The following is a 22,095-nucleotide window of genomic DNA, read 5'->3' as shown; positions in this document are numbered from 1 at the left end:
TTATTGCCTTCCTTGCCACCGTGAGATATACTTTGGTGGGATAGGATTAGTCCTCAGCGTCGCCTACCCAGTTATGGTGTTTGGGCTGCATGGGGACTATTTTTGTCCGAGACAGAAGGTAACTAGGAGGAGGGCCAGGGAAATGACCACTAGACATCAACCACAGGCAAAGGGGATTGCTCCGATGCGGCTGCAAAAGTTTCTGGCCCATGCCGGCGTTGCCTCCCGCCGAGCCAGCGAGGAACTGATTCAGGCCGGTCGGGTTCAGGTCAACTCCCAGACCGTCACTGAACTGGGAACGAAGGTGGTTCCCGGCAAGGACGAGGTGCGAGTTGACGGTAAATTGATTACCGCCCTGGAAGGTAAGGCGTACTACATGCTGCATAAGCCCGTGGGGTATGTCTCTACGGTCAAGGATCCTCAAGGGCGTCCCACGGTCCTGTCACTGGTTGATGTCCCCGAAAGGGTCTATCCCGTGGGGAGATTGGACTTTGACAGCGAAGGATTGCTGTTGTTGACCAACGACGGTGAAGTGGCTTGGGCCTTGACCCACCCCAGTCAAAGGGTAACCAAGCGCTACCTGGTGGAGGTTGAAGGCAGGCCTTCTGCCCGAGATTTACAGTCATTGGCCCAGGGCGTGATGTTAGAGGATGGCATCACAGCTCCCGCGGAGGTGAAGCTGCTGTCAGCCCATGGCAATGGTGCCCTAATAGAGATGGGGATTCACGAGGGACGCAATCGACAAATTCGTCGGATGTGTGAAAGGATCGGGCACCGGGTGACAAAACTAAAAAGGGTGCAGATGGGTCCAATCATGTTGGGAAGATTGCCGGTGGGAGCCCATCGGCCGCTGCAGCCCAAAGAGGTAGCGGCCCTGAGGCAGCTTGTCCCCAGCGAGAAGGATAATGGTAAAAGGATAAGGTAAAGGTGAAGCTGGTGAACGCAGATGCAATCGTAGTTGGTGGTGGTGCCGCCGGGATGATGGCTGCTGGCCATGCCGCTAGGTTGGGAGCCAAGGTACTGCTGCTGGAGAAAACTGACCTTTTAGGAAAAAAGCTCTTAATTACTGGGAAGGGCCGGTGTAACATCACCAACTCTCGGCCCGTTAGTGATCTCTTGGAGTGTTATCCTGGGGGAGCCAAGTTTCTTCGGGGGCCCTTACATCGCTTTAGCAACACCGATGTAATTCATTTTTTCGAGGATCTGGGTGTGCCGACGAAGGTAGAGCGAGGAGGCAGGGTTTTTCCCTGTTCCGACCGAGCCGATACTGTAGTATCAGCGCTGAGGCGATTTGTCCTGACCAGTGGGGCGCAGGTTCAGCTAAATGCCAAGGTAGTTGAGGTGCTCACCCGGGCCGCTCCTGCCGAAAAACCCCGGGTCTATGGCGTGAAACTGGCCGACGGCCGGCAGCTAACAACTAACAATGTTGTGATTACTACCGGAGGCAAGTCCTATCCAGGAACGGGTTCTTCCGGCGACGGATATGAATTAGCTGCCCGTTTGGGGCATTGCATTGAAGAGCTGTTCCCGGCCCTGGTTCCCTTGAGAATTCAGGAGCAGTGGGCGCGAGACCTGCAGGGATTGTCCCTGAGGAATGTGACTGCAACCTTGCTGGTCAACGGTAAGGTAGTCTCTCGGGAATTTGGAGAGATGCTCTTTACAAGCTTTGGCGTTAGTGGCCCCATTATCTTGACCCTCAGCCGAGCCGCTGCCATCGCTCTTCGGCAAGGAGCCGAGGTGAAATTGCGGCTTAACCTAAAGCCCGCTCTAGATGAGAAGCAATTGGATAATCGGCTCCAACGGGATTTTCAGAAATACTCCCGTAAGCAGCTTCACAACGGTCTTGTAGATTTGCTGCCCAAGGCGCTGATTGATCCGGTTATCGCCGAGGCGGGAATAGAGCCCAACCAACCGGTTAATCAGATCACGAAGGAACAGCGCACTCGTCTAGTGGACACCCTCACGGGACTGGAAATGACAGTGACCGACACCCTCGGCCTTGCCGCAGCCATCGTCACCGCGGGTGGGGTTAGCCTGAAGGAGGTCAGTCCCCAGACCATGGAGTCGAAGTTGGTCCAGGGTTTGTTCTTTGCCGGCGAGGTATTGGATATCGATGGGGTGACGGGTGGATACAACCTGCAAGCGGCCTTTAGCACCGGAAGGGTGGCGGCGGAGTCCCTCCGCTACTAAGCCATTGGGGCGGGGAGTGTCGCTTTACAGGGTACTAGGCCTGTGGTAATATATTGGAAAATATCAACAAGCTCCCACTAGGCTCAGGGAATGTCTCCGGCAGTCTTGGGAGGGAAAAGGTGACAAGTATGGCCAGCAAGCCTAGTTATCGAGATGCAGTGAGGAATATAGCTCCCTATGTTCCCGGCAAACCCATCTCCGAGGTGAAGCGGGAGTTGGGGATTTCCGATGTGTTGAAGATGGCTTCCAACGAAAATCCACTGGGTCCCTCGCCCCTGGTGCAGCAAGCCCTGCGAGAGTCTGTTGATCAGTTGCACTTATATCCTGATGGTTATGCCTATGAGTTGCGACAGGCCCTCGCCGGGCACCTTCAGGTTGAGGAGGAGCAGTTGGTCTTTGGCAATGGGTCCGATGAAGTCATCCGGATGATCGCAGAGACCTATTTTTGCCCCGAAGACGAGGTGGTGATGGCCACACCCACCTTTAGTGTCTATCGCGCGGTGGCGGACCTGATGGGCGCCAGGCCGGTGGAAGTACCCTTGCAGAACCATACCCACAATCTTTGGGCTATGGCGCAAGCCATCACCGATCAAACTAAGGCGGTTTTTATCTGTAACCCCAATAATCCAACGGGCACGATAGTGTCCCAATCCCAGCTAAAATCCTTTCTTCGGGACATCCCTTCTACGGCAGTAGTTGTTCTTGACGAAGCCTACTATGAATATGTCAAGGACGAGAGCTATCGGGGCTCCTTGGACCTAATCGGGGAGGATCATACTGTCATCATCTTGCGTACCTTTTCTAAGGTATATGGATTAGCTGGTTTAAGAATTGGTTATGGCATCTCCGACTCTGAGACGGTTCAGCTGCTGGAACGAGTTCGGGAACCCTTCAATACCAATGCTATGGCCCAGATTGCAGCCCTGGCCAGCCTTGAGGACCAAGCCCACGTCGATGAGTCCCTTGCAGTCAATGAGCGGGGCAAAGCCTACCTGTATCGAGCCTTTGAGGATATGGGGCTTGAATATGTTCCCTCCCATACCAATTTCATTTTGGTTGACGTTGGTCGTGACTGCCTTCGGGTATTTGAGGAGCTCTTGGCCAAGGGTGTGATCATCAGGGCCGGTGCTTCCTTTGGTTACCCCACCAAGATTCGGGTCACCGTCGGCACCGAAGAGCAAAACACCAGGTTTGTTGCGGCTTTGGCCGATGTGCTGGCAACGACATAATAAAAGGGCGACAGGCGGGGCGATAGAAAGGAGTAGGAGATGGCACAACTATTGCGAATAGCGATCGATGGTCCGGCCGGTGCCGGCAAGAGTACCGTTGCCAAGATTCTGGCCAAAAGATTGGGTTACACCTATGTAGATACCGGCGCAATGTATCGGAGTCTGACGCTATTGGCGATTCGAAATGGAGTTGCCATCGACAGCGAAGCTGCGGTGTCTCAGTGGCTGAGGGAATTGCAGTTTTCTCTGGATATGAAATTCGATGGCGATACTCTCGCTGTTCATGTCAATGGCGAGGATGTAACGGAGGCAATTAGGACTGCCCAAGTGAGTAATGCCGTTACCGTTGTGGCGCAATATCAATGTGTGCGAGAGTTTCTCTTGGCACAGCAGAAGCAATGGGCCCAAAGGCCTGGGGTAATCATGGACGGTCGGGACATTGGTACTGTCATTATGCCCAACGCCGAGGTGAAGTTTTTCCTGGTCGCTGGCCTGCGGGAGCGAGCGCTGCGACGTCAAGCTGAACTGGAAAAGAAGGGTCAGATTATCCCCCTAGAGGAGATCGAAGATTCCATTGCTCGCCGAGATGCCCAGGATGCAGCCCGCCAGACGGCGCCTTTGGCCCAAGCCGAAGACGCTATCGAAATCGATACCACCGCCCTTACCATCGACGAGGTTGTAGAATTGATGATAGCCCATATTGAGCAGGCAATGGAGGGATAAGATGGCGCTTTATAGGCTGGTTCGGCTATTGCTTCGATTGATTTTCCGAGTGGTTTTTCGCTGGAAAGTCATCGGCGCAGATAATATCCCAGAATCGGGCCCCGTATTGGTGGCAGCCAATCATATCAGCTTGTTGGACCCACCGGTGGTGGGGTGCGCGGTGCGGCGGGAGATTAGTTACATGGCCAAGGCTGAGCTCTTTGAAAGGCCGATCTTTCGCTGGTTTCTAGCTAAATTGAAGGCCTTTCCTGTCCGAAGGGGAAAAGCCGATCGGACAGCGATCAGGACGGCACTGGAGATCTTGAAACAGGGTGGCGTTGTGGGACTGTTTCCTGAAGGGACCCGCAGCAGGACCGGTGAGATGCTTAGTCCTCAGCACGGTGTAGCCTTGCTGGCTATCAAGTCCAATGCGGTCATTGTGCCGACGGCAGTCTATGGGACCAACAGAGTCGATAAGTTATTTGGCTTCATCCCTATTCCGCCGAAAATCTACGTCAAGTTTGGTAAACCCATGGAGGTTAGCCAGTACGAAGGCCGGGTAGACAAGAATACCGTGGCAGAGGTCAGCGTTCAGGTGATGCGCCAAATTCGTCACAATCTGCGGGAACTGGAACTGTACCGGCTCTAATTGTGGGAAAGCCGGAGGTTTTCCCAGTAACGAAGAAGGATTTTCCCAATAGGGGGAAGAATAAAGCAGGAGATCTGTGGTTTGTTAATTCAGGCCTTGTGTATACTACCGGAGAGAAAGGTGTCTTTTTGTGCGAATTGTCCTAGCGGAGCGGGCTGGATTTTGTTTTGGGGTTCAGCGAGCTATCGATTTAACCTTTGAGGTAGCGGATAATAAAGCAGGCGACACAGATGTTTGCACTCTTGGTCCATTAATTCATAATCCGCAAACGGTAGAAGCGCTGCAATCAGCCGGTGTCCGTGTAGTTGATAGTCTTGATGAAATACGGGAAGGTGTAGTAATCATCCGTTCGCACGGCGTGCCTCCTGCAGTTATCACTGAGGCTGGCAATCGAGGACTCCAGGTTGTTAATGCTACTTGTCCCTTTGTCCACAGAGCTATGCGGTGGGCTAGGGAGCTATACGACGATGGATTTCAGGTTGTGATTGTTGGCGACTGCCAGCATCCAGAAGTGATTGCGGTGAGGGCATATACTGAGGATACAGCGGTAGTAGTCAACTCACCATCAGAAGCCGAGAAAGTTCCTTTTAGCGAGCGGTTAGGAGTTGTCGCCCAGACAACTCAGTCACGGGCCCACTACCAAGCCTGTATTGAGGCGCTTCGTAACCGCTGCAAGGAACTTAAGGTTTTTGATTCGATTTGTACCGCCACAACCGAGCGTCAGCAAGAGGCCCGGGAATTAGCAGCCAAGGCCGATGTGATGTTGGTTGTTGGAGGGCGCAATAGTGCCAATACTACGCGGTTGGCAGAAATTTGTAGGGAGGCTGGAGCTCTTACTTATCATATTGAGACGAAAGACGAGATCGATCCAGGGTGGTTTAACATTGGAGTTGATCACGACTTACTCGTCGGAATAACAGCAGGAGCTTCTACGCCGAACTGGTTAATTGAGGAGGTCGTGGAACGGATGGCTGAACTTAACGAAAAGAAACAAGAGCAAGAAGTTCGGGATGAAACGGTGGAGGAGACTGAGGTGACCCCTGAAAGGGCACCGGAGGCTGAAGCTGATATCCCGGAAGAGACTTCACCGGTAACCGAGACATCGGAGACCGAGGAGGAGTCCATAGAGGCTCCTACCATGGAGCAGTACGATGAGACATTCAATACCCCAGAACAAGGGGATATTGTGGTTGGCAAAGTAGTCCAGGTCAACGATGAGGAAGTGTTGGTTCACGTCGGCGGCAAATCCGAGGGACGGATTCCCCGCAATGAGCTGGGACTAAAGGCTGACCAAACTCCGGCTGACATCGTTGCAATCGGTGATGAGATAAAGGTCTATGTGATGCGAGTAGAGGATAGCGAAGGAACGGTATTGCTCTCCAAGCGGCGCGCAGATCAGGAAAGTGCCTGGGAAGAGCTAGAAAAGATCTACGAAGAAAAGGGTATTATCGAGGCCGAAGTTACCGAGCGCGTCAAGGGTGGCTTGTTGATCGACGTTGGAGTGCGGGGTTTTGTACCTGCTTCCCATGTTGACCGTCACTACGTTGAGGACTTGGAGCAATACGTGGGACAGACCTTCCGGGTTCGGATTATCGAGTTGGATCGGGCTCGGAACAATGTAGTTCTATCCCGCAAGGAAGTCCTGGAGGAAGAATATGAAAGGGCCAAGGCCGAAACCTTTGAGAACCTGCAAGAAGGTGATATTGTCGACGGTGTCGTGCGCCGGTTGACGGATTTTGGTGCCTTTGTCGACATCGGCTCCGGTGTTGAGGGCTTGCTCCACGTCTCAGAGATGGCCTATAGCCGCGTTGATCATCCCTCCAGCGTCCTTAGTGAAGGCGATGAGATCAAGGTAATGGTCCTCCGTGTCGATCGGGAGCGGGAGAGAATTTCCCTAGGTCTGAAGCAGACTCTACCGGATCCCTGGGACAACATCACCGAGAAGTACCGCGAAGGCGACAAGGTAATGGGTGAGGTCACCAGAGTTGTCGACTTTGGGGCCTTTGTCAAGTTGGAGGATGGAGTAGAGGGTCTAGTCCATATCTCCCAATTGGCAGATCATCATGTTGTTAATGCCTCGGACGTTGTCTCTCCTGGACAAGAAGTCTTGGTGAAGGTACTTAACATCGATGAGGAACAGAGACGAATCGGATTGAGCATTAAGGAAGCTCAGGATCGTCCTGCTGCCAAGAAGGAAAGCAGGGCTAAGGAAGAACCAACTTCCACCTACGAGCCAGCTCCGGTAGAGGAAGATACCGGCGGCTTGGCCAACATTGGCGAACTGGTGGGAGACGACCTCCGGGCCCTCTTTGAGGATGACAAGTAAATAATAACCTGAAGGGGTATACCCGCCATCGGTAACGATGGCGGGTTTTTTTCGTCTGCCATAAAAATGGCTGAGAAAGGGCACTCTACCCTCGAGAGATTGGGATTGTAGGAGGGATGATTAGTGTCCTTAGGACTGATTTTGCTGATTGCAGTTACCATCATGGTTTTCTTAGGTTTAGCCCAAAGGGTCTTAGACCGATTGAACCTTTCCGATGCAGGAGCCTTGGCCTTTATCGCCGCCATGATCGCCGGAAGCTTTCTTCCAGAAATACCGATCTTGCGTGGTGAGACGGCTGTTTCAATCAACGTCGGCGGTGCTCTAGTCCCCCTAGCTTTGGTGATCTACCTGTTGGTCAACGCCAGCGCAGCCGAGGTGTTTCGTGGGCTAATGGCCGCTGCCATTACCGCGGCGGTGACCTTTGGCTTAGCCCAGCTAACCCAGTTTAAACCGGGCCAAACCTTCATCGATCCCCTATGGGCCTTTGCTCTGATTGCGGGAGTGGTGGGCTACCTCTTTGGTCGCTCCCGGCGGGCAGCCTTTGTCGGCGGAGTACTGGGTTTGATTATCAACGATGTCATTGAGGCAGTGAGGGCCTATGCCGGTGGACTTCGTACCGATATAGTCATCGGTGGTGCCGGGATTTATGATGCCATCGTTCTGGCGGGGTTGGTGGCCGTCATCTTGGCAGAATTGGTGGGCGAGACCCGGGAACGGTTGCAGGGAGGACCAATCCATGATAAGGATCGATCCATCGCCCTTGATAACGAAGAGTTTCGCCGGGAGGAGTTTGGTGATGAATTGGGGCATATTGACCCTTCGGCTTCAACTTCCGATGAGGAGGAACGATAAGATGCAAGTCTGCCGACGGATTTGGCTAATAGCATTGATTGCCGTTGTTTGTTCTGGATTCCTCAGCGGGACGGGCGGGGTGGTCTTCGCCAAGGCCCAGCAGGACGAGCGAGAAGATGGGTTTTTTGAGCTCTTTGATGAAGCAGGTAACATTCTAACCAGGACCGGCCGGATTCTGGGCGTCGGCGATGGCTACATCGCGGCCGACAATCGCTACTACGTCGTGGAACGTATCGATGGCGACAAGATAATCACTAAGTTTAAGGAAACCATTGAGCTGCCGGAAGTGGAGTTGGAAGCACAGGCCTCTACTCAGGGTACGCTTCTTGCTCGCTGGTGGATAAGGGCCCGGCAGTTGGCCGCTGACCTGGTGCAGAGTCAAGGTAGGGGCAAAGGGGATAGTGACAATCGGGACACCAAGGTTGCCATTTACGCCACCCATTCCGATGAGTCCTATGTTCCCACCAGCGGCACCGCTTCCGAGGAAGAGGGCGACATCTTGGACGTAGCCAAAGCCCTGGGTAAGGCCCTGGAGGATTTGGGGTATACCGTTCAGATCTCGGATAACTCCCACCTGCCCCGGGACGGTGAAGTTTACCTCCGGTCCCGAAGAACCGCCTCACAGCTGTTACAGCAGTATCAACCCGATACCATCATCGATGTGCATCGAGACGCCGTGCCTGCGGAGGTATACGAGACCACTGTGAACGGTAAAGAGATGGTAAAGGTTAGGCTTGTGGTGGGAAAGCAGAATCAGAATCGGGAAGCTATTATGGAATATGCCAAGCGGATCAAGTCCGTAGCCGACAAGCAGTTTCCCGGCCTCGTAGACGGAATTCTTCACGCCCAAGGAAACTACAATCAAGACCTGTCACCGAAGGCGATCTTGATGGAGTTTGGCACTCACTTAACGTCAAAGGACAAGGCTGAGGCCGCAGCCCGATTAATGGCTCGAGTCCTGCCGGCAGCCGCGGGATTTTCCGGTGGACGTAGTACCCAGTCCAGCGTGCAAAGGGACGAAGATCGGTCTGCAGGTTCTAGTCTTTGGTGGATGCTGGGCGTAGGAGTTGCCTTAGCGGTGGGGCTGATTGTCCTCAATAACACCAGGGCCAAACATGTCAAGGGGTTTGTCTCCAAGGAATTCTCCGACGCAGGCCCTGAGGACAGCACCGAAGGTGACGGCAGCGATGGGGTGTAACCTCAGGGGAGCTTGGGTAAAGCCAGTAGGGAAGTGAGAGGATGGATCTGACCCATGTGATTCTAATCGGAGTAGTTCTTGGGTGTTTGGGAAGACTGCTGCTTCTGCACATCGACTATCGCCAGTATCCCAGCTACCCCCAGGGCTACGTTATCCATGTGTCCATGGCCCTCATTTCCTCCTTTCTCGGGGCGGTGGCTATTCCTGCTCTATTGGATAAGGATTATGCCGCGGCCACCTTCCTGGGCCTGGCTGCCACCCAATTTCGGGATGTGCGGAAGATGGAGCGGGATACCCTGGCAAATATGGAGTCGATGGAACTGGTGCCCAGGGGGAGCTCTTATATCGAGGGCATCGCCCGGGTCTTTGAGGCTAGGAACTACTTGGCCGGTGCCATTGCCGTGGTTTCTACTGGCTCTGTGTTGCTTCTTCAGATCGAAAACCCTTGGTATTCGGTGCTGATTCAGATAGGCTCAGGGCTGATTACAGGATTGCTGTTGTATCGAGCGGGCTTTGGACCCCAGGTAAAGGAACTGGCCGAGATTGTCCCCGCGAAGATTTCCTTCGATGGTCCGATGCTGATGGTGGATGATATCCCGATCATGAATGTCGGCAGCAAAGTGGCTCGAGAGCGGTATCTTCAGGATGGGTTGGCGGTACTGATCAAGCCCCACGACGCCAACGCCAAGGCCACTTTGGCCAATGTCGGCCAACGTCAGGCTATTGCCCACAATGCCGCGGCGCTGCTGGGCATCAGGATGGATGTCGGCGAACCGGAGTACACACCCTTGGTCAGGCAGGATGTTAACACCGGCGCCTTGGGATTGGTCCTAGTGCCAGCGGAGAAAAACCAAGCTGCATTAATTGAAGCCGTGGCCCAAGTTCCGGTATTGGAGGGCTCGGTCCGCAAACCCTTGGAATCCCTTCCCGGGAAGATGGCCGACGGAAGTATCGAGGAGTGAAGGCAATGGAGTTTTCTCCAAAGGATGTGATTGTTGCCGTTGTGACCACGAATCCGGAGTTGGTATCCGGGGGAGCTCCTATCTTTCACGCCAGGGATGAGGAGGAGCTTGAGAGGATAACCTTGTATCTAAGTCGCATTACCTTTGGGATGGACCATGACTTAGGCAATGGTGTTCATGTGATCGTGAAACATTAAGTGAGCCAGGCGGCCGACCCGGTTGAGGACGGCCGTCTTGTGCCTTGGAGCGGAGTTGTTCCGTTGGTCACAAGCCCTGAGGTCACAAGGAGTCCCACCGGTTCATCCCGAATTAAACCAAATGCGACGGGAAGGGGTTTTATCAGTGGAGGATGAAAATGGCAGCAGTTATTCGAACCGTTGAACCTGGCAGCATTGCCCACGAGGCTGGCATGGAGCCAGGAGATATTTTGTTATCCATCAATGGACAACGCCTGCAGGATCTCATTGACGTCAGGTATTTGTCCAGCGATGAAGAACTGGTCCTGGAGTTTTCCAAGGGCGAAAATGGCGAGATATGGGAGGTTGAAGTCGAGAAGGACTGGAGTGAGCCCTTAGGGGTTGAATTTGTCAGTCCCATTTTCGATCGGATCAGGCATTGCGCCAATCGCTGTGCCTTCTGCTTTGTCGACCAAATGCCCCAGGGACTGCGGGATACGCTATATATGAAGGATGATGACTATCGATTGTCCTTCTTGACGGGGAATTTCATCACTTTGACCAACTTGACGGAGGCAGATTGGCAGCGGATAGAGACCTATCGCCTCAGTCCGATGTATGTCTCCGTTCATACCACCGACCCTGAACTAAGACAGCAGATTCTGCAAAATCCCCGAGCAAGCCAAATCAGGGAGCAGCTAGAGCGCCTGCAGCGGGCGGGAATTGAGATTCATTGTCAAATTGTGTGCATGCCGGGAGTTAACTCTGGGTCGGTGTTGGAACAGACCTTAACAGATTTGGCGAACATGTGGCCCACGGTTCAATCCGTTGCCATTGTGCCCGTAGGCTTGAGTCAGTTTCGCAGTGGATTGACGCAGATTCAGCCCTGGACCCCTTCTGAGGCTCAAGGCCTAGTGAAGCAGGTGACGAGGCGGCAGAAAGAGTTTCTCCAGCGCTTTGGGACTCGCCTGGTCTGGGCGGCCGATGAGTTCTACCTCCTGGCTGAAGAGCCAATTCCGGCGGCCGAAACCTATGAAGGATATCGGCAGCTGGAAAACGGAATTGGATTGACCGCCAAGTTTAGGGAGGAGTTTTTCGCCTCAATGGCAAATTTTACCGGACGGTGTCCCCTCGAAAGGATTATGGTGATCACCTCCCCCTTGGGTGCCAAGGCTCTAGAGCCAATCCTAACCTATCTGCGTGAGGAGCTGGATATCGTCGTTGACCTAGAGGTGGTCATCAACCGGTTTTTTGGATCAACAATTACCGTTGCCGGGTTGTTAACCGGCCAGGACATATTGGCCAAGTTACAGGGGAGAAGTTGTGCTGGACTAGATGCCGTCCTGATTCCCGGCGCAGCCTTGAACGCTCAGGATAGGTTCTTAGACGATTTGTCGCTGTCGGATCTAGAGTCACAGGTGGAATGTGTAATTCGGCCAATAGGAAGTGGTCAAGAGTTAGCGAGGATGTGTCAAAATGGCTAGACCTGTTGTCGCAATAGTTGGTAGACCCAATGTGGGTAAGTCTACTTTGTTTAATAGATTTGTCGGAACCCGCAGTGCCATCGTTGAGAGTGTGCCCGGTGTAACCCGGGATCGCTTGTATGGCGAGGCACAGTGGTTAGACAAACACTTCACGGTGGTGGATACCGGAGGAATTGAACTGGACACCACCGATGACATCTTGGTGCAAACAAAACAGCAAGCGGAAATTGCCATTGAAGAAGCCGATGTCATCGTTTTTGTTGTTGACGGACGGCAGGGAATAACCCCTGTTGATGAAGAGATTGCCTTACTGCTGCGGCGCTGGGATCGTCCGGTGATTGTGGCAGCCAATAAGATTGACAGTCCAAATTTCGAGGCAAACATCTATGAATTCTATCAGTTGGGTTTTTCCGAAGTGATTGGAATTGCCGCGGAACACGGCCGCAATGTCGGTGATCTTCTGGATCAGATTATTTCTCATTTTCCCGCTGATATCGGAGATGAGTATGATCCCGATATCATTAAGGTTGCGGTAATTGGGCGACCCAATGTCGGAAAATCTTCAATTGTCAATGCCATCCTAGGTGAGGACCGGATGATCGTCAGTGACGTGCCCGGAACTACCCGAGATGCCATCGACACTCCCTTCACGTGGGATGGAACGAATTTCGTCATCATTGATACCGCGGGCATGCGGCGGAGGAAGAAAATCGAAGAGTCCGTTGAACGCTACAGCGTAGTCAGGGCCCTGAGGGCCGTAGATCGATGCGACGTGGCGGTATTGGTACTGGACTCTACGGAGGAAATAGCAGAGCAGGACAAAAAGATTATTGGTTATGCCCACGAGGCCGGTAAGGCTATTGTTCTGGCCGCAAACAAGTGGGATTTGGTGGTTAAGGACAGCAAGACCATGCAGCAATACGAGGCATGGATTCGCAGCGAGTTTGCCTTCATCCCCTATGCGCCCCTGACCTTTGTATCCGCTTTGACGGGACAACGACTGACGGAGCTACTGGAAATTATTCGCTATGTGGCCCAGCAACACAGCCTCAGGGTGACCACCGGCAAACTCAATGAAGTGATTCAGGAGGCCGTTACTTTGACGGAGCCGCCTTCTGACAAGGGAGTTAGGCTGCGGATCTTTTACGCCCATCAAGCCGGTGTTAAACCTCCGGTATTCTTGCTTTATGTCAATCATGCCCGGTTGTTTCACTTTTCCTATAAACGGTATATCGAAAACCAACTGCGGGAGAATTTCGGGTTTGCCGGTACTCCCATCCGATTGATTATCAAGGAAAGACGGGGTAAGGGAGATAGATCATGACAATCCTATGGTATACTTTGGCTCTGCTGGCCAGTTATTTGATCGGGTCGGTGCCTTCGGGCTGGATCGTAACCCGGGTGTGGCTTGGCGAGGACATTCGGCAATTTGGCAGTGGCAATATCGGAGCTACCAATGTCCTGCGGACGATAGGAGTGGTTCCGGCGATTTTGGTTTTGCTGTTGGACGCTGCCAAGGGAGTGGTGGGGGTATACTTAGGTGGCCTCGTCGGCGAGGATTTTTCCAGAGTGCTTTGTGGAATCGCAGCCATTGCCGGACACAATTGGTCAGCCTATTTGGGGTTTCGAGGTGGTAAAGGGATTGCCACCAGTGCCGGGGTGCTCTTTGCCCTGTGGCCCCATATCGGGTTGATTCTCCTGGGAGTATTCCTGCTGGTGGTAGGGATAACCCGCTACATTTCCTTAGGTTCGGTGACGGTGGCTGTAATCTTTCCCATTCTCTTATTGCTCTTTCGCATGCCGCTGCGGATCCTGTTAGCAGGCCTGGTATTGAGCTTCTTTGCGGTGTTTCGCCACAGTGCCAACATCAAGCGTCTATGGAAGGGACAGGAGTACAAAATCGGCGAAAAGGGCCGACCGCGGAGTTAAACTGTCGCGAAAATTGCATATATTTCCCCGGCTGGGAATAGTGGTGATCACGTCGGACGTTGTCCGGCGTGGTTTTTTATTAGCTCGGTCATATTGCTAGACCCCTAACAATATAAATGTAATGGTATTTGGCGAAGACTTACGCGTCAGGCCTGCAGCACAAACAATGGCGGCAACCGGTTTGGGCGGGGACTATTCGCAAGTGTTATCCGAGGAGGGAAGGGTTTGGAAAAGTACAATATATTCCAAGACATTGCCGAGCGCACCGGGGGCAGTATCTATATCGGTGTTGTCGGCCCAGTGCGTACCGGCAAATCCACGTTTATTAAGCGCTTTATGGACCTGCTTGTCATGCCCAGTATCAAGGATCCCCATCAAGCAGAGCGCACTCGGGACCAACTGCCTCAAAGTGGGTCAGGTCGCACCATCATGACAACGGAGCCCAAGTTTGTTCCCGATGAACCCGTGGAATTGGTCTTAGAGGATCATCTGCGGTTTCATCTGCGGTTAGTCGATTGTGTGGGGTACACTGTTCCTGGGGCAATGGGTTATGTAGATGAGTCGGGTCCGAGAATGGTGAGAACCCCCTGGTTTGACGAGGAGATTACCTTTCAACAAGCGGCGGAAATTGGTACCCGAAAGGTAATTGAGGAACATTCGACCCTGGGTCTAGTAGTGGTGACCGATGGTTCCATCACTGATTTGCCCCGGGAAAATTACCTGGCAGCAGAGGAACAGGTGATTTCCGAGTTACGGGAACTTGGCAAGCCCTTCATGGTGCTGCTTAACTCCCGCTACCCCAAGGCGGAGGCCACTCAAGAGTTAGCCAGTGAGCTCGAGGAGAAATACCAAGTGACCGTTGTACCGGTGGATTGTCTCAATCTCACCGAGGAGGATCTACTAGACGTTCTCCATGAAATGCTCTTTGAATTTCCCATTCGTGAAATCGGAGTGCGGGTCTCTCAGTGGGTGGAAGAGCTTGATCCTCAGCACTGGGTGCGGGAGAAGTTTGAAGAAGCAATCTTTGACGTTACCGATCAAATCACTCGGATTAGGGATATTGACCAGGCGGTGCAGGATTTAGCAGCCCTAGATATCTCAGAACATGTCACCTTAGCGGATATGGATCTGGGAGAGGGAGCGGTATTGATCGATGTGCAGGCTCCCAGGAGTTTGTTCTACCAGGTTCTGCAGGAACTGACGGGCTTTGAGGTCAGCGGCGACCATCACTTGATGCGCCTGATGCGGGAACTGACGATGGCCAAGAAGGAATACGACAAGGTAGCCGATGCCCTAGAGCAGGTGGCGATGACGGGGTATGGGATAGTGAATCCACAGTTGTCTGACATCACCTTTGACGAACCGGAACTATTTCGCCACGGCCATAACTTCGGCGTCAGACTAAAGGCAAGTGCACCATCGATTCACTTGGTGCGGGCCAACATCGAAACCGAGGTTACGCCCTTTGTTGGGAACGAAAGACAAGGTGAGGAACTGGTCCGCTACTTGTCACAGGTCTTTGAAGAGGATCCCAGTCGACTGTGGGATACCGACTTCCTCGGTCGGTCCTTCCAGGAGTTGGTGCAGGATGGGATTACCAGCAAACTACACCGCATGCCGGAAAATGCCCAACTCAAGCTGCAGGACACCTTGAGCAAGATTATCAATGAGGGCAGTGGCGGGTTAATATGCATCATCCTATAACGGTGCAGATCACCCTTTGGTACTTGTGTCATTCCTGGTGTAAAGTCGGTGTTGATCTGCACCGGCTTTTTCCCAATCCTTCGATCAACGCAGGCTCCGTTGTCGCCCTTGCAGCAGCGATGGCTGTCATAATTAGTCTGGTCGTGGGAAGGCTACCAAATAAGGAGAAATTCAGCCTGATGTAGGAGGTGGCACTCCCAGTGACCAAGACCGAGTTAATCGAATCCGTGGCAGAGAAGGCCGGTATTAGCAAGCGAGATGCCGGTACCGCTGTGGATGCGTTGTTGTCAGCCATAGGGGAGGCGTTAGGTCGAGGAGAAAAGGTTCAGTTAGTTGGCTTTGGCACCTTTGAGGTGCGGGAACGGGCGGCTCGGAAGGGAAGAAACCCGCAGACAGGAGAAGAGATAGCCATTGCAGCTAGGGCAGTACCTGCCTTCAGGGCCGGAAAGGCACTTAAGGACGCCGTGGCTCAACAGAAAGTGATGCACTAAATCTATGATCTCGCCTTCAAATCCCGGGATAACTCCCGGGATTTCTTCTGTCTGAAGCCCTCGCAAAGCCTCAACTTTGTGGTATAATCATTCGGTGAGCGTGTACAAGCAGAAACTAACTCGCCCTGGTCTCCTGCGGGATGCTGAGTTGATGGGAAGAGGGGTTTTAGCATGGAGATTGTCGTACAGAAGTATGGTGGGACTTCAGTAGCCGATGCTCAACGGGTGCAGGCGGTGGCGAAGCGGGCCATTGCTGCCAAAGAACAGGGTTATGGGGTAGTAATTGTAGTGTCGGCGCAAGGTGATACTACCGACGAACTAATCCAAAGGGCTCTGCAGATTACCGATGAGCCGCCGCTCCGGGAACTGGATATGCTGCTGACCACCGGTGAGCAGATGTCCAGCGCGCTGTTGGCTATGGCCATTAATGCCGCGGGCACCGAGGCCATATCCCTCACCGGAGTGCAAGCGGGGATTAGAACCGATTCCCTTCACACCAAGGCAAAAATTAAGTCCATCGATACTACTAGGGTAAAATCTGAATTAGCCGCCGGTAAGATCGTAATCGTTGCGGGCTTCCAAGGTGTAGATGAGCAAGGGGACTACACCACTTTGGGTCGAGGTGGTTCCGATACAACCGCGGTGGCCTTGGCAGCAGCCCTGCAGGCGAAAATGTGCGAGATATACACCGATGTCGATGGGGTATACACCGCAGACCCCAGGGTGGTCACCTCCGCCCGGAAGCTGGCGGAAATCTCCTATGGCGAGATGCTAGAGATGGCACGACTGGGCGCAGGGGTACTGCAGCCACGGGCGGTGGAATGCGCTGCCTTTGAACGGGTACCCTTGGTGGTGAGATCGAGTTTCAACAATAATTCTGGGACTTGGGTGAAGGAGGAGAATCAGTTGGAACGGGAGCGAGTCGTGGTCGGAGTGGCCCATGATCTAGATATTGCGAAGGTGACTCTACGGGGCGTTCCTGACAGACCAGGGGTGGTGGCAAGGATCTTTACGGCCTTGGCCGATGCCGGCATTAATGTGGACATGATCGTCCAAACCCCTCAGGAAAGGGAAACCTGTGATATGCTCTTTTCCATTGACCTGGCGGACCTGCCCCGTACCAGGGGGATCATTACTGTCGTCGGGGAAGAACTGGGAATTGACGGAATTCTCTATGATGATCAGGTAGCGAAGGTTTCCATCGTCGGAGCAGGCATGGTAACTAATCCTGGGGTAGCTGCAACTATGTTTCGGACCCTGGCGGAAGCAGGGATTAATATTCTGGCGATTTCGACTTCAGAGATCAAGGTGTCCTGTTTGGTCCCAAGGACTAGAGCTTTAGAGGCTGTAAGGGCCATCCACAGCGAGTTTCAGCTGGATTCCGATGCCTGAATAACTAGAAGTTATTTCTTTAGACAAAGGGGTTGCATTTTCGAAATAAACCTGCTATCATAATACTTGGTCACGGGCTGTGGCGCAGCTTGGCTAGCGCGCTACCTTGGGGTGGTAGAGGTCGCAGGTTCAAATCCTGTCAGCCCGACCAGTATCAAAGCGTCTTTCCGACTCCTGTTCGGGAAGACGCTTTTTTTGCAGCAGGGATTATTTCGGGACCTGGTATAATAGTGATATCATAGGTGCTTGAAGCAGGGAGGACAACCGATGCGTCCGATAGTGGTAGGTCTTTGTGTTGTAATGATGCTCGCCTTTGGCGCTCTGGCAGTAACCGGCGCCTCTGCGATGGCCTTGATCGAGGAATTTGTCGTCGAGGACATTTCCGGGAAGGCCTATGCAGTGGCGGATTTGACCCATGACGGCGTTCCTGAATTGATTGTCGGCTCCAACAACAGCGTGTATATCATGCAGTGGGATGGCTCGGGTTTTGTCGATAGGTGGCAGATTCCCGGTATCGCCGCCGGGGTAGCCAGCTTGACCGTGGGCGATGTGGATGCCGATGGACTGCCGGATCTTCTGGTTGGTACCGGTCAGGCCGGTTCGATTATCATCTTCGGTTTCGATGGCCAGGACTTTTTCCGCAAGGGCGAAACCGACTATCTCTGGTCCGCGGTAGACAGTATCCTGGTCAGTGATGTAGACGGCAATGGCTGGGAAGATATCCTGGCGGTAACCAGCTCCGGCGGTGCTCGCTTACTGCAATGGAATGGCTTGGGATTCGATAGTGTGTGGCGCCTTGAGGGTACCGGAGGTAGAGTCAGCCTGCTTACCGTGGCTGATGTGAACGACGATGGCGTCGATGAAGTGATCTATGGGTTGTCCGCCGGCAAGGTAGCTGTCCTGCAGTGGCTCGACGATGAGCTGGTTCCCATTTGGGAAAACTATCCCTGGGGTACCGTCAGCGCTGTCACCCTGATGGATGTTGATCGCGATGGCGTGCTTGATATTGTGATTACTACTAAGCAAGAGATGCTCTATGCCTACGGCTGGAATGGTTCGACCTTCGAACTGAAGCATCATTTATCGGATCCCTTGCTAAAGATTTCAGAGGCAGTAGCCGGTGACTTGGACGGAGACGGACAGGATGAGTTAATTTCGGTAGTCGATGGTGGTTTGCGGGTGATGCAGATCACCAGGGCTTCGATTCAAGTTATCGCTGATGTCGATTTCATTCCTGGGGCTTCGGAGCTGCGGCTAGGCAGCGGTAGACTGATCCTTTTTGATGCTGCTGGGGCGTTACATAGTCTTAGACCAGTTCCCAAGGATTTCTTTGAGCTAGTGGTGGCCGAAGAGTCCATGGAATTGGCCCAGCCGCCAATATGGGTTGAGGGCCAACCGTTGCTTAGTGCCACGGACGTGACGAAGATTCTGGGTCCCATGGTTTTTTGGGATGCTGCTTCCAATGGGATTACTATCATCGGAAATCAGGGGTTTGTCTTAGGTCAAGTGGGTTCCAACAAAATGACGGTTAATGGAGAAGAACTTGGGTTGACTGTTGCTCCCGTCGTGGATGATGATGTGGTGTATTTACCTTTGGAGATGATCGCCGAGTTTGCCACCGCTCTGCGCTGGCAACCACAACTTCGCCGAGTAGAACTGATTCCCTAAGTGCAATTAAGTGATCAAACATGAGGAGGTCCTGAGCAGTGAGATGCCAGGGATCTCCTTTTGTGTTATTAGCAGAGAAAATCGGTCTTTGATGCACTTTTGCTGAAGATGCGGAAATTGTAGGCAGGAATCGTAACTCCTGATGCGAAGCTTAAATTTAACGACTTCTACTAACTAGACTACACTGACATAATGTTCCGATTCCGGTTAACCCTTGGTAGGTTATCAAGGGGGATGAGTGGAAAGGACAGCGGTGGCGTCACAGGAAAGGGCATAGTTATACTTATTTGCAAGTACTTCGGGACAAAATCAGGTAATACTAGTAGTAATCGACATTAAACTATATTCAGTTTGTCACCGGCATGAAGGAGGAGATCACTGGTGAAAAAATACGCTGTTAGTCAATTGCGTAACGTAGCACTTGTCTCCCATGGAGGCACAGGAAAGACGACGTTGGCAGAGGCCTTGCTATTCCGCTCCGGCGTTATCAAAAGACTGGGTAGTGTCGACAATGGTACTAGTATCCTTGATTACGATCCTGAGGAAGTCAAGCGACAGGTTAGTATCAATACGACAGTAGCGCCCGCGGAGTGGGAAGGTCACAAGATCAACTTGCTGGATACCCCGGGATATTTCGACTTCGTCGGTGAGGTCAAGGCGACGCTACGGGTGGCTGATGGCGCTATTATCACCGTGTGTGCTGCCTCCGGTGTCGAAGTGGGCACGGAAAAGGCTTGGGGCTATTGCGAGGAGATGGAAATTCCCCGCATGTTCTTCGTCAACAAGATGGACCGAGAGAACGCTAACTTCCAGAAGGTTCTCGATGCACTGCAGGAGATGTACGGTGCTAACGTAGTTCCGCTCCACTTGCCCATCGGCGAAGCGGAGAACTTCACTGGGTTAGTGGATCTGGTGAGAATGAAGGGCTACAAGTTCGTTGACGGTAAGGCCCAGGAGTGTGAGATTCCCGCGGAGATGAGTGAAGCGGTGGAAAACTATCGCGAAATGCTGATGGATGCCGCCGCGGTTACCGATGACGAGCTAGCGATGAAGTATCTAGAAGGGGAAGAGCTAACCCAAGCTGAGATCGAGGCAGCCATTGGTGTGGGCACTCAGTCTGGCACCATAGTTCCAGTCCTCTTGGGCTCGGCCAAGGAGCAAATGGGATTGGATATTCTCCTTGACTACATCGTGGCCTGTATGCCTTCACCGGACATGGCGACAGTCTCGGGCAAGGATGCCAAGGGCGAAACCGTTGAAATCACTCCCTCTAAGGACGAACCCTTGTGTGCCTTTGTCTACAAGACCATCTCTGACCCCTACGTCGGTAAGTTGACGATGTTTAGAGTCTATTCCGGCGTATTTAAGTCCGATTCCCATATCTATAACGTAACGCAGGGACTGGATGAAAGGGTCGGTCAGGTATTTATCCTCCAGGGTAAAGAGCAGATTCCCGTGGATGAGGTGGGCCCCGGTGACTTAGCCGCGGTAGCCAAACTCCAAGCCACGGTGACCGGTGACACTTTGGGTACAAAGAGTAAAGCCATCACTCTAGACCCCATCGATTTCCCGATGCCACAGGTTTCGATGGCCGCTGTTCCCAAGGCAAAGGGCGATGAGGACAAGATTAGCTCAGGATTGTCCCGCTTAATCGAAGAGGATCCGACTTTGCGGGTGGAAAAGAACGCCGAAACGGGAGAAACCATCATTTCCGGAATGGGCGAACTGCACCTGGATATCCTTACCAGTCGTCTGAAGTCCAAGTTTGGCGCTGAGGTGGAACTGTCCACACCTAAGGTTCCCTATCGGGAGACGATTCGGGGTAAGGTACAAGTTGAGGGTAGACATAAGAAGCAAAGTGGCGGCCGAGGCCAATTCGGTCACGTCTGGCTAGAAATCGAACCTTTAACCACCGGCGAGAACTTCGAATTTGTGGATAAGATCTTTGGTGGAGCCGTTCCCAGACAGTATATCCCTGCCGTTGAGAAGGGTGTTCTGGAGACAATGGAAGAGGGAGTCATCGCCGGCTATCCCGTGGTCAATGTGCGAGTAACCCTCTATGATGGCTCCTATCACAGCGTGGACTCTTCGGAAATGGCCTTTAAGATCGCCGCTTCCATGGCCTTCAAGAAGGGCTTCGTTGACGCCAATCCCATTTTGCTGGAGCCGATTATGAACGTGGAGATTACCGTTCCCGAGGCCTACATGGGTGATGTCATCGGTGACATGAACAAGCGTAGAGGCCGGATCCTGGGTATGGAACCCCAAGGCGGACAGGAGATCATCAGGGCTCAGGCGCCTCTGGCGGAAATGTTCAGCTACGGTATCGATCTGAGATCCATGACTCAAGGTAGAGGCAGCTTCAGCATGGAATTTGACCACTATGAGGAAGTACCAGCTCAAATCGCAGAGCAGGTGATTGCTGAAAGCAAGAAGTCAGAGGAAACGGCATAACCATAGTATTACTGTGATCAAAAAAGCCCCTGGTCGGTGTCGATCGGGGGTTTTCCTTGTCTTAGCCTGGTCTAAACCCCCAGATCTTAGCATATTCCTGTACTAAAAGCCTGACCAAGGAGGGGAGGACAGGTGAGGATGACTGGGGGATATCCGCTCTCAAGCAGGGTATTGTCAGCTTTGCTTCGAGTTATTATTGGTCTGGGCGGGGGTCTGGTGGTTGCTGCTCTAATGGCAATTACCGGGTCTGTTTTGGTCTCATTGGTGGCCTCATTGGCTCATCTGCAGCTAAGTTCCGATATTATTTTCCGAACTTTTAACTTCCTTAGTATCGGCTTAGGCGCAGCCTATACGGGGAGATACGTAGGGCGGGCAGGGTGGTTGATGGGTGGCCTGCTCGCCTTCTTGTATTACTGCCTGTTGACTTGGTGGGTGGAGGGAAGTCTGCAGTTCTTGACTCAAGCCAATCCTGAATGGTTAGGTCAGATCGGGATTGCTATCGCAGTAGGGATTCTCGGTGGGATCGTCGGGGTGAATCTCAGCAATGACCACTAAACCTGTTGTCCCAGCTCTAATTGCCGTAGACAAAACAAAAAGCCTTCAGAATCCTAGATTCTGAAGGCGTTGGCAGGGGAGACAGGACTCGAACCCGCAACCCTCGGTTTTGGAGACCGATGCTCTACCAATTG

General features: G+C 52.8%; 19 protein-coding genes and 1 tRNA gene. All 20 read left to right on the top strand.

Translation table 11 applies throughout. The features are described 5' to 3' along the window. The first annotated feature begins 184 nt into the window (after positions 1-184). Entirely contained in the window at positions 185-925 is a 741-nt protein-coding gene (locus tag GX030_09750) for an rRNA pseudouridine synthase (protein NLV92657.1), read from the top strand. 8 nt (positions 926-933) lie between these two features. Next, positions 934-2,190 (top strand): NAD(P)/FAD-dependent oxidoreductase, encoded by a 1,257-nt coding sequence (locus GX030_09745; protein ID NLV92656.1) that lies wholly within the window; start codon positions 934-936, stop codon positions 2,188-2,190. Between the two features lie 128 nt (positions 2,191-2,318). Continuing rightward, positions 2,319-3,419, top strand: coding sequence for a histidinol-phosphate transaminase (locus tag GX030_09740; protein NLV92655.1), 1,101 nt, complete (start codon positions 2,319-2,321; stop codon positions 3,417-3,419). Positions 3,420-3,458: 39 nt separating this feature from the next. Continuing rightward, positions 3,459-4,142 carry a (d)CMP kinase gene (locus tag GX030_09735; GenBank protein ID NLV92654.1) on the top strand — a complete coding sequence of 228 codons (684 nt, stop codon included), beginning with the start codon at positions 3,459-3,461 and terminating at the stop codon, positions 4,140-4,142. A gap of 1 nt (position 4,143) precedes the next feature. Further along, positions 4,144-4,770: a 1-acyl-sn-glycerol-3-phosphate acyltransferase gene (locus GX030_09730; GenBank protein ID NLV92653.1), complete on the top strand. Its 627-nt coding sequence runs from the start codon at positions 4,144-4,146 to the stop codon at positions 4,768-4,770. 130 nt (positions 4,771-4,900) lie between these two features. After that, positions 4,901-7,096, top strand: a complete 2,196-nt coding sequence (locus tag GX030_09725) for a bifunctional 4-hydroxy-3-methylbut-2-enyl diphosphate reductase/30S ribosomal protein S1 (protein NLV92652.1) — start codon at positions 4,901-4,903, stop codon at positions 7,094-7,096. A 123-nt stretch (positions 7,097-7,219) separates the two neighbouring features. After that, entirely contained in the window at positions 7,220-7,948 is a 729-nt protein-coding gene (locus tag GX030_09720; protein ID NLV92651.1) for a DUF1614 domain-containing protein, read from the top strand. A 1-nt stretch (position 7,949) separates the two neighbouring features. Then, positions 7,950-9,146 (top strand): hypothetical protein, encoded by a 1,197-nt coding sequence (locus GX030_09715; protein ID NLV92650.1) that lies wholly within the window; start codon positions 7,950-7,952, stop codon positions 9,144-9,146. 41 nt (positions 9,147-9,187) lie between these two features. Continuing rightward, positions 9,188-10,108, top strand: a complete 921-nt coding sequence (locus tag GX030_09710; GenBank protein NLV92649.1) for a hypothetical protein — start codon at positions 9,188-9,190, stop codon at positions 10,106-10,108. A gap of 5 nt (positions 10,109-10,113) precedes the next feature. Continuing rightward, positions 10,114-10,305 carry a hypothetical protein gene (locus GX030_09705; GenBank protein ID NLV92648.1) on the top strand — a complete coding sequence of 64 codons (192 nt, stop codon included), beginning with the start codon at positions 10,114-10,116 and terminating at the stop codon, positions 10,303-10,305. A gap of 158 nt (positions 10,306-10,463) precedes the next feature. Next, a complete protein-coding gene (locus tag GX030_09700) occupies positions 10,464-11,768 on the top strand; it encodes a DUF512 domain-containing protein (protein ID NLV92647.1) in 1,305 nt (434 codons plus the stop codon). After that, positions 11,761-13,092 carry a ribosome biogenesis GTPase Der gene (locus GX030_09695; protein NLV92646.1) on the top strand — a complete coding sequence of 444 codons (1,332 nt, stop codon included), beginning with the start codon at positions 11,761-11,763 and terminating at the stop codon, positions 13,090-13,092. The genes GX030_09700 and GX030_09695 overlap by 8 nt, the downstream gene beginning before the upstream one ends. Next, positions 13,089-13,697 (top strand): glycerol-3-phosphate 1-O-acyltransferase PlsY, encoded by a 609-nt coding sequence (gene plsY, locus GX030_09690; GenBank protein ID NLV92645.1) that lies wholly within the window; start codon positions 13,089-13,091, stop codon positions 13,695-13,697. Before GX030_09695 ends, plsY begins: the two co-directional genes overlap by 4 nt. Before the next feature lie 225 nt (positions 13,698-13,922). Beyond that, positions 13,923-15,401: a stage IV sporulation protein A gene (spoIVA, locus tag GX030_09685; GenBank protein NLV92644.1), complete on the top strand. Its 1,479-nt coding sequence runs from the start codon at positions 13,923-13,925 to the stop codon at positions 15,399-15,401. A gap of 200 nt (positions 15,402-15,601) precedes the next feature. Next, positions 15,602-15,892 carry an HU family DNA-binding protein gene (locus GX030_09680; protein NLV92643.1) on the top strand — a complete coding sequence of 97 codons (291 nt, stop codon included), beginning with the start codon at positions 15,602-15,604 and terminating at the stop codon, positions 15,890-15,892. A gap of 171 nt (positions 15,893-16,063) precedes the next feature. Then, complete coding sequence (locus GX030_09675; protein NLV92642.1) at positions 16,064-17,284, top strand: aspartate kinase; 1,221 nt, start codon at positions 16,064-16,066, stop codon at positions 17,282-17,284. A gap of 73 nt (positions 17,285-17,357) precedes the next feature. Beyond that, positions 17,358-17,435: transfer RNA gene (locus GX030_09670), tRNA-Pro, on the top strand. A 116-nt stretch (positions 17,436-17,551) separates the two neighbouring features. After that, the gene (locus GX030_09665; protein ID NLV92641.1) at positions 17,552-18,952 is read left to right on the top strand and encodes a hypothetical protein; all 1,401 of its coding nucleotides are present in this window, start codon (positions 17,552-17,554) and stop codon (positions 18,950-18,952) included. 381 nt (positions 18,953-19,333) lie between these two features. Further along, positions 19,334-21,406 (top strand): elongation factor G, encoded by a 2,073-nt coding sequence (gene fusA, locus GX030_09660; GenBank protein NLV92640.1) that lies wholly within the window; start codon positions 19,334-19,336, stop codon positions 21,404-21,406. A 132-nt stretch (positions 21,407-21,538) separates the two neighbouring features. Further along, positions 21,539-21,961, top strand: a complete 423-nt coding sequence (locus GX030_09655) for a TIGR04086 family membrane protein (protein ID NLV92639.1) — start codon at positions 21,539-21,541, stop codon at positions 21,959-21,961. Positions 21,962-22,095 lie beyond the last annotated feature (134 nt).

Source organism: Bacillota bacterium (assembly GCA_012727955.1).
In the GTDB taxonomy this organism is placed as follows: domain Bacteria; phylum Bacillota; class Limnochordia; order DTU087; family JAAYGB01; genus JAAYGB01.
This window is presented reverse-complemented; position numbering and strand designations above follow the sequence as displayed.